We start from the raw sequence: 8,733 nt of genomic DNA, 5'->3' as shown, positions 1-8,733 counted from the left end.
TTCAATTGTCCGCCAGAAACGGAAAACTCAGCAAAGAGATTAATATATTTATTAAATAAAAAAGGCCATCTCGAATTGTGTTTCGAGACAGCCTCTTCTTTTTTGGTCAAAAGGTGCTTTTTCAGATGTTATTAACCTGAAGATAATTCTTAATGTACTTAATTATGTAAAAATTGACGTACATAAAACTATGTTTAATATGTTTATCTGGGATGTGTTTAAGGAAAAGAAATATTTTTTGGTTAAGGGGCTGCGATTGCGGCTTATCAAAAAATAGGTTCAAAACATTTGCTAGTGCACGCGTGTCGGGTGTATTTTTTTAATTATTTATTATCGTTGGCATTTAAATAGAATTATTATGGTATTTCAGTAGCATCCGCATATTAATGACAATTTTATTCTTTTGCAAAAGTTACCTTATCCATTATTACGTATTCGTTTGTTCTTTCACCATCAAATACGTAATTGTATAATTCAACCTCGTCTAAAAGGTTATTTGACAAAATTGGTCTTTGTGATTTTGGAGCTTGCCAAACGGCAATTTTCCTTATATTTCCATTCCACGTTTTGCCGGTAATTATTTTAACAAGTTCTTTTATTAATGGGGTTGTATCAAGTCTAACCTTTTTTTCAAATTCAATTGCTTGTTGTTTAACCTTATTATTTCTTATAGATTTTAATTCAATGATTGCCAGTTTGTTATCGGAATCAATCGCAAGGATATCGTTAATAATTTTTTTACCATTTGACAATTTTAAAACCATTTCAGAAGTTACAAATTCGAAGTCTCCAAAGGGTAAAATTCCATTGTTGTTTAAGGAATGATTGATAATAAATGCTTGTAAATTCTTTTCTTCAGTTTTTCGACCTGGATTTTTTAGCCAATGTTTAGGGGAGACATTTAGGTGCTTTTCTGCTTGCTCTTTAGATATTAATCCGCTTTTGCCGCATTCTGGTGATTTTTGACTGACAGAAACAATTGAAAATGATTTAAGATTACCTCTGAAATGCAATTGATTTTCAAGTAAAGAGGTATGATGTTTTTTGTTTAGTTCTTTAGCAAGTTTAAAATATTTTAATTCTTCTTCAAACATACTATTAAGATTAAATTAGATAGTCTATTCCATCTTCCCAAAGATTAACATTACTAAATCCATTTTTCTCGAATTCTTGTTTAAATTTTTCAGGAAAAGCAGTATGGATTGGGATAATTTTATTTGAATTAATTGCTTTCGCAAACTTCATTAAGTCAGGAATAGTGGCGTGTCCGCTTGTGTGAATTGAGTGATATACTATATCTTTATCTACTTTAAGAGCATTAATGTTGTCTGTGAAATACTGCTTATGATCTTCTTTTAAGTATCCTTCCCATTGAGAATAAATTATATTTATTTTTCCGTATTTTCTTAGTTTATCTACTAATTTCATATTTGGATTGCGAACAAAATAAATAAAATCAGAAGGTTTCTTAAAAATGTCAGGACCAATTCTGTTTGTTTGTATTCTTGCACGAAACTCGTCAAATGATTTTTCAGTTATTCTTTCCATTTGTCCTGGATGGTCAAAGACTCTAATTTCTTCCCATTCCATAGTTGGAACATTTCCTGACTGTTTATGTAGCATATCCAATAACCAGGAGGTATAAACATCGATCACAACTTTCTTTCCAGATTTTTTGCATGCCCGAATGATTGAAACCAGACGGTCAATGTTTTGTGCCGAGCTAATTACAAATGAAATATTTTTTTGTTTTTTGATTACATTATAAATTCCTTCTTCAACACTTTCTTCAGTTAAATAAATATGGTTTGCTCGCTCCACCATAGTTCCTTCAATCAAAAGCAGATCAATATCTTTAGGCGGGGCTTCAATAATTTTGTCAAAAACTATTTTTTTTCTTCCGGTGGCTCTAAAGTCCCCACTATAAAAAACTCTTTTTCCATCCGCTTCAATAATAAACGAAAATGACTCTGGTGTTGAATGATCAGTTAAAAAGGATTCTATTTTGAAAGTGCCAGCAATTGTAAAAGTTTGCCAGGGCTTATTTTTTTTGTGATTCCCTTTTAATAGAGGCAGGCCTATGAATAGTTTTGTTGTATTTATAAAATCATAGGCTAGTTCACCGATGTAAATGGGAACATCAACTCCAACCTTTTCCATTAAACCAAAGTGATCTTGATGTGGATGGGAAATTAATAAGGCATCAACTTTCTTGTTTGCATAGCCAATGTCAGGATTTTTGTCGTCAAGAGGTGCACCCAGGTCAACCCAAAGGATTTTTCCGTTTTCTGCTGTAAGTTCTACGCAAGTCCCTCCAATTTCTTTTGTGCCTCGATATATTTTCGCCTTCATTTGAATAGTTTTGACATTTGTAAAAGAATCAAAAGTTTGATTTAGCCCTTCCTCACAGAATTGCTGTTAAAGGTTATTGTTTTGGCGTATATGGCGCATTAAAGGCATTTATCTGTAGCAAATAACAATAAAAATGGAAGCCCAACAGTTCATTTTGCCCATAATGTAACCCTCCCCTAATTCGGACTGTTGTTTAAACAACAGATTTCATTCAAAGTCAGTTGTTACGTTATATTCTTGTTTTTCAAACTCTCCTGTCGCAGGATGTTGAATATAATCAAAGCGAGCTTTAAACTCAACTGTCATAATGTTGAGTTTACCGATACCAAGAAAATTGCATAGAAGGAAACATTTTACTTGAGAAAGATTTAATATCTGTCCAGTGTGTTTTACTATTTATAGTGAATTCATAATTTAGTTATTGTTAAGTCCGAAAGAATTTGTTCCGAGCTTGTTTTTAAAAAGTCGTTCTTTTTTAATTGCTTCATCAGCAGTAATGGTCCGTGGCAACAACATTAAGATTGAGAACTGAAAATTATTTCCGTGCGTTGGGTCATCCATAACAAGCTCCATTAAAGTTTTGTTGTTTCCGTGTCCGTTCGTTAAAACGTATTTACACCAACGCCCCCAAATTCCTTCTTCTCCGTAAGCAGAGCCAACATAAAGTTTACCTGTTTTTGTGTCACTAATTAAGTAAATGCCTTTTGTTACTGAAAGCATTTTTTTCCAGTCGCTATATTGTTCAGTTACAATTTCTTTTAATTCGTTAAAGCTTAGAGTGAAATCAGAATAGTCAGTGAATTTTTTGTAATGAAGCCCAGGTTGGATTTCAATTATTTCCATTTCATTTTTAATCCATTGATGCCAAGAGATTGCATTTTTCCAGCGGATAATTACACGTTCTTTTAAGTCGTCAAACTGTTCTTTGACTTCTTCCATTTGATATTCAAAATGGTCGTCTGCAAACTTTTTCCTGTCGGTTAGTTTGTAAACGCCAATAAAACGTGATTGAAATCCTTCTTCGCCAATGAATGAAACAATATAGTCAACACCGTTAAATACGTCATTTGATTGAGAGTTTTGATACTCAAAAAATTCAGCTTTGTCAGTCCGATAAAGATTATATAAATCTTTGCTATTCTCCTTGTGTCGAACTAGTTTAATTTTCGACTTTGCGTCAAGGCCTCGATTAAAAAGTAGTTCTTGTATCGTTATCATTTTTCTGTCTCTTTTATAGCCACCTAAATTTAGATGCATTGTTTCAATAACATCTATCCTAATTAAATATGCACAATATTTATCCAGAATCATTACCTCAAATCTCAAACAAAAGGAGTCTTTAATAAAAATCCCTCAGATTTCTTAGTTTTGCCCAAACGGAAAATTTATATGAACTATTGGTTAGTCAAGTCAGAACCTTTTAAATACAGCTGGGATAAATTCAATCAGGATGGCCGTACCTTCTGGGATGGTGTGCGTAATTATCAGGCCCGAAATAACCTGAGAGAAATGAAGGAGGGCGACCTTGTTCTGTTTTATCATAGTAATGAAGGCAAATCAGTTGTAGGGATAGCCAAAGTGGTGAAAGAATCTTATCAGGATCCTACGACAGATGATAAAAATTGGGTTGTGGTTGATCTGGTGCCAGTTGAAACCCTTAAACATCCGGTTACTCTGGAGCAGATCAAAGCAGATTCACGCCTGCAAAATATCGGCCTGGTTAAGCAGGGCCGACTTTCTGTGATGGGAATGAAGGTTGAGGAGTTTGACAGGATTGTGGAATTGGGTAGCTGATTTTTATTAGTTGGTTAGTAGTTACCCGATAGCTATCGGGTTTGTTAGTTGGTTAGCCCCGATAGCTATCGGGGTGGTTAAATAAGACTGCTTCATTTCAGATGATTACTCTTTTGTGCTTTTTGCTTTCCGCTTTCTGCTTTTACCTTTTAGTTTTCCGCTTTCCCTCACAATCCCTCTTGATTCAAAAACAGCGCCTTCAACTCTGTGGCATCATGAGCTTTCATTTTTCCAGCCAGAACAAGTCGTAATTGACGGCGGCGCAGGGCTCCATCAAACAGTTTTTTTTCTGGTTCGCTTTCGGGGAGTATTTCCGGAACAGGGACTGTTTTGCCATTGGCATCGATTGCCACGAAGGTGTAATATGCTTCATTAGAACGTACTCTTGTCCCGGAAGGGATATTCTCGGCCCAAACATCCAATCGTACTTCCATGGAGGTGCTGAATGCGCGTGTAACTTTGGCTTCGATCGTGATCACATCACCCAGTTTGATGGCATGCCTGAAGGATACATTATCTACTGAAGCGGTAACCACAATATTATTGCAATGCTTTTGAGCTGAAATCGCTGCGGCAATGTCCATCCAGTGAAGGAGACGGCCACCCATCAGGTTGTTTAATGTATTGGTATCGTTTGGAAGTACCAGTTCATTCATGATGGTGAATGAACCCTGTGGGCTTTTTAAGATTGTGCTCATGCGGCAAAGATAATCCTTTTTGTGATTGCTAGCCTGCATACCGGCTGGCAAGCTCATGCCGATGCAAAGGATTACACACTATTTGTGATAATTTACTTTAAATCAATAATTTAGCGTCTCTGCGTCTCTGCGAGACCATTATTAAAATACTATTTTTGCCGATTTTATAATTTAGCTTTCACGTGTTGATTTTACATAAAAAGATATTTCTCGCGAAGACGCTAAGACGCAAAGGGTTACCGCACCAAGTTTAAGATCTTTCTTGGATTTATGTCAGTCCGGACTTGATCCGGTACAAATTTTCAGCTTATATGGGCTTTATGTCAGTCCGGACTTGATCCGGTACAAATTTTCAGCTTATATGGGATTTAGGTCAGTCCGGACTTGATCCGGTACAAATTTTTAGCTTATATGGGCTTTATGTCAGTCCGGACTTGATCCGGTACAGATTATCAGTTTTACTGGGATTTAATGTCAGTCCGGACTTGATCCGGACTGCGTAAACCCAATCAGCTCATCCCATCTTGAACCTGGTTTACGGTAATAAAAGAAGATTTGGTAGTAATTCTCGGTTTCGAAATGTGAACCGTCAAAGAGCACATCATCTCTGGTTTTACCGTCTTCACTTACCCATACATAATGATAGTCTATAAGTCCTTGTTTTATGAATATGGATCCGTTGAAGCGGTTTCTGCTCTCATCATAATCCAGCTTATCGATGAGCCGGTAATCATTGAACTGGCCTACAACATAAAGATTTCCGTTAGTTGCTGGTTTTTTTGCCGACAGGCTTAAATGAACGGTAGTATAATCGGCATCGGTCCGGTTATCCCGACCGTCAAGGTTACGGACATAAAAGGCTCCGTTTTCATCATTAATAAAGGTATAACCCGACCTATTTTCTGTGACATCGGTCAGCAGGTATACATTATTGACCGTATCCTGTTCAATTTTTCCTACTCTTTCTGTCCGGAAGCGGAGACTGCGAAGGTCGAAACGTCTGAATTCATTTCCTGCCTTGAAATCCATCATCCGCATATCATTATACACCAATTGATTAGGTCTGATGAATGTGGGACGGTTCAGGCTTTGTGAATTATCATGTCTGCCATTCTGCAATACCCGCACTTTTGCTTCTGTATAAGGATTGTTGATCACTACCTGTCCGTGGTTGATGAGAAAATTAATTTTCTGCATCTGATCGCGGTCAGCCACATTATTGGAGCGGGTGATCTCGGCTGCAATGGTGGTTTGCGGATCAACAACAAAGAACCGCTTGGTGATTAGTATTTTACGCTGGTCATTATCCTCATAAATTTTTAAAAGATAATTGCCTGAAATTTTGGGCTTTATGGTCAGATTGGGTATGCTCAGCTCATAATGGGTGAACTTTTGCAGGGTATTGAATGAATTGCGGTAATCGATGATCCTGTCTTCAGAAAAGCCATCCAGATAATCGATAGGGGATAGCCGGCTGCTTTTCCATTCAAAATCGCAATGTTCAATGGAATAGGTGATATTCCTGCTGCCGGCACGCAGATCATCGAAGCCTAATAATAGGTTTTCTGTGCTGCCCAGAATATATACCGGAATGGATTGTTCCTTGGTACGATTATAAAATTCAACCGTTCTTATTTCCGGGATATAGGTATAGTTTTCATACCGGATAGTATTGAATGGAGCCTCAGGAGCACGAACACGCACTTTTTTTTGTCCAAAACCAATAGTGAAAGCCAGTATAAGGGGAATAAGAACTGATATTTTCTTCATACGATCATTTTATGCCCCAGAGTAGAAAATGTGGAGAGGGGATGATTACTTCCCCTCTAGTTCCATAATTTCTTCTGCCATGCGTTCCCATTCAGCCTGGGCTTTTAATAAACGCGGACTTAACTGTTGATAACGTCTGTTTGCTTCAGATAGTTTTTCAGGATCACTATAAACTTCCTCCCTGCTCAGTTCAGCTTCGGCATCTTTGACAGAGCTTTCGAGTTCTGCGATGTCGGTTTCAAGTTTTTGAAGTTCCTGATTCAGTTTTTTGATCTCTTTACTTTTATCGTCAGTCTGAACCTTCGGCTTCTCTTCTTTCTTTTCCTCTTTCTTAGGAGCTTCTGCTATTTTCTTAGGAACATATACTCTTTTTGAGTTCCATTCTTCATATTCTGCATAAGTTCCCGGATATTCTTTGATCTCCTGATCTTCAATGAACCAGATCTTATTGGCCACATTATCAAGCATATACCTATCGTGAGATACCACGATGAATGTTCCTTCATACTGATTTAAAGCAGATATCAGAATATTTACGGAGGCAATATCCAGGTGATTGGTAGGCTCATCCAGGATCAGGAAGTTTGCATCGGCAGTTAACGCTTTGGCAAGAGCAACCCTTGATTTTTCTCCTCCGGAAAGGACTTTTATCTTTTTAAATACATCATCACCGGTAAACAGGAAACATCCTAAAATGGAACGAAGCTCAGTTTCAGTATGCTTGGGAGCAAATGCCTGTAACTCCTGAATCAGCGTGTTTTCTAAATGCAGGGCTTCCAGCTGATGCTGAGCGAAAAATGTTTGTGTTACATTATGTCCGGTTTCACACATACCGGTAAAATTATTCTTATCTGCACCGGCAATGATCTTAAGTACGGTTGATTTACCGCGACCGTTTGCACCGATCAGTGCTATTTTATCACCTTTTTCAATGGTTGCTGTAGCATTTTTAACAATTGGCACACCCGGATATGCTTTGGTCATATCTTCGATGCGTATAACATGCCTTCCGGATTGCTTGCTGAATTTAAAGCTGAAGTTAACCGATGGGTTGTCATCATCCACATCATCAACGCGCTCCATTTTTTCGAGTGCTTTGATCCGCGACTGGGCCATTTTGGCTTTGCTGGCTTTAGCTCTGAAACGCTCGATCAATCGTTCTTCCTGTTTGATCTTGGCCTGCTGGTTTTTAAACTGTCCGCTCTGGATCTCTTCTCTTAGTCCTTTTTCCTCTACATAAAAACTGTAATTTCCGGCATAAGGGATCAGTTTACCTTTTCTTGATTCAACGATCTTTTTAACAACCCTATCCAGGAAATATCTATCGTGGGATACGATAACGATCGCACCTTCAAAAGCCTGTAAATAGGTTTCAAGCCATTTGATAGATGGAAGATCCAGATGGTTTGTAGGCTCATCCAGCAAGAGGATATCGGGGCTCTGAAGTAATATCCTGGCAAGCATCACACGCATGCGCCATCCTCCTGAAAATTCAGATAAGGTACGCTGAGTATCTACTTCGCTGAAGCCCAGACCTGCCATGATCTCATGTGCCCGGTATTCAATGCTATACCCATCAAGTGCCTCAAACTCATTCTGTTTATCACTTAACTTATGAAGCAGATCATCGGTATATTCCGTTTCTAATTTCTTAAGAAGTGCTTCTATCTCAGTATGAAGCTGGTTTTGGCGTTCAAAAGCCTCCATAGCCACATGCAGTATGCTCTTGTCGCTCTGATAAGAGAGAAGGTCCTGATTCAGGTACCCTATCTTAATATCTTTTGCCATAGAGATTGTTCCGCTTGTAGCGGCATAGTCTCCAACAATTATTTTTAACAGTGTAGTTTTTCCAGTTCCGTTTGCACCGATCAGACCGATTTTTTCTCCCGGTTTGATGTGCCAGTTCGCTTCGTCGTATAATGCCCTTGCACCGATCTCGAACGTTAGGTTATTTATTGCAATCATTTGCCGCAAAAGTACGGATTTTATGCATTTAATTTGAATTATACTGGTTAATAAGATCCATAGGATGATAAAGTCCTCATAGATGGCAACATATTTGAAATTAATACGTATTCAAATATATCTATGAATATATTTTATTACACATCTTACATCT

Annotated in this window: 7 protein-coding genes; 1 reads left to right on the top strand and 6 read right to left on the bottom strand. The window is 37.6% G+C overall.

All coding sequences use genetic code 11. The annotated features are described in order from the left end of the window. Window positions 1-395: 395 nt before the first annotated feature. From BLR27_RS16405 to BLR27_RS16395, 3 genes are all read right to left on the bottom strand, one after another. Window positions 396-1,094, bottom strand: a complete 699-nt coding sequence (locus tag BLR27_RS16405; protein ID WP_090706686.1) for a hypothetical protein — start codon at window positions 1,092-1,094, stop codon at window positions 396-398. Between the two features lie 10 nt (window positions 1,095-1,104). Next, window positions 1,105-2,352, bottom strand: coding sequence for an MBL fold metallo-hydrolase (locus tag BLR27_RS16400; RefSeq protein ID WP_090706684.1), 1,248 nt, complete (start codon window positions 2,350-2,352; stop codon window positions 1,105-1,107). A gap of 414 nt (window positions 2,353-2,766) precedes the next feature. Continuing rightward, window positions 2,767-3,663: a GIY-YIG nuclease family protein gene (locus BLR27_RS16395; protein WP_221406367.1), complete on the bottom strand. Its 897-nt coding sequence runs from the start codon at window positions 3,661-3,663 to the stop codon at window positions 2,767-2,769. Between the two features lie 78 nt (window positions 3,664-3,741). Here BLR27_RS16395 and BLR27_RS16390 point away from each other — a divergent pair, with 78 nt between their 5' ends. Then, entirely contained in the window at window positions 3,742-4,146 is a 405-nt protein-coding gene (locus BLR27_RS16390; RefSeq protein WP_090706683.1) for an EVE domain-containing protein, read from the top strand. 167 nt (window positions 4,147-4,313) lie between these two features. Here BLR27_RS16390 and BLR27_RS16385 read toward each other — a convergent pair whose 3' ends face one another. The 3 genes from BLR27_RS16385 to BLR27_RS16375 form a co-directional block, all read right to left on the bottom strand. Then, window positions 4,314-4,844, bottom strand: coding sequence for an acyl-CoA thioesterase (locus BLR27_RS16385; RefSeq protein ID WP_090706695.1), 531 nt, complete (start codon window positions 4,842-4,844; stop codon window positions 4,314-4,316). A 474-nt stretch (window positions 4,845-5,318) separates the two neighbouring features. Further along, on the bottom strand, window positions 5,319-6,614 hold the full coding sequence (locus tag BLR27_RS16380; protein ID WP_090706681.1) for a type IX secretion system plug protein: 1,296 nt from the start codon (window positions 6,612-6,614) through the stop codon (window positions 5,319-5,321). 45 nt (window positions 6,615-6,659) lie between these two features. Next, entirely contained in the window at window positions 6,660-8,579 is a 1,920-nt protein-coding gene (locus tag BLR27_RS16375) for an ABC-F family ATP-binding cassette domain-containing protein (protein ID WP_090706679.1), read from the bottom strand. Between the last annotated feature and the right edge of the window lie 154 nt (window positions 8,580-8,733).

Origin of the sequence: Daejeonella rubra (assembly GCF_900103545.1) — a bacterium.
GTDB lineage: Bacteria > Bacteroidota > Bacteroidia > Sphingobacteriales > Sphingobacteriaceae > Daejeonella > Daejeonella rubra.
This window is presented reverse-complemented; position numbering and strand designations above follow the sequence as displayed.

Bases quoted from the DNA above. Each gene is read 5' to 3' on its own strand.
- BLR27_RS16385 (WP_090706695.1), bottom strand. From the start codon at position 4,844: ATGAGCACAATCTTAAAAAGCCCACAGGGTTCATTCACCATCATGAAT.
- BLR27_RS16405 (WP_090706686.1), bottom strand. From the start codon at position 1,094: ATGTTTGAAGAAGAATTAAAATATTTTAAACTTGCTAAAGAACTAAAC.
- BLR27_RS16375 (WP_090706679.1), bottom strand. From the start codon at position 8,579: ATGATTGCAATAAATAACCTAACGTTCGAGATCGGTGCAAGGGCATTA.
- BLR27_RS16400 (WP_090706684.1), bottom strand. From the start codon at position 2,352: ATGAAGGCGAAAATATATCGAGGCACAAAAGAAATTGGAGGGACTTGC.
- BLR27_RS16390 (WP_090706683.1), top strand. From the start codon at position 3,742: ATGAACTATTGGTTAGTCAAGTCAGAACCTTTTAAATACAGCTGGGAT.
- BLR27_RS16395 (WP_221406367.1), bottom strand. From the start codon at position 3,663: ATGATTCTGGATAAATATTGTGCATATTTAATTAGGATAGATGTTATT.
- BLR27_RS16380 (WP_090706681.1), bottom strand. From the start codon at position 6,614: ATGAAGAAAATATCAGTTCTTATTCCCCTTATACTGGCTTTCACTATT.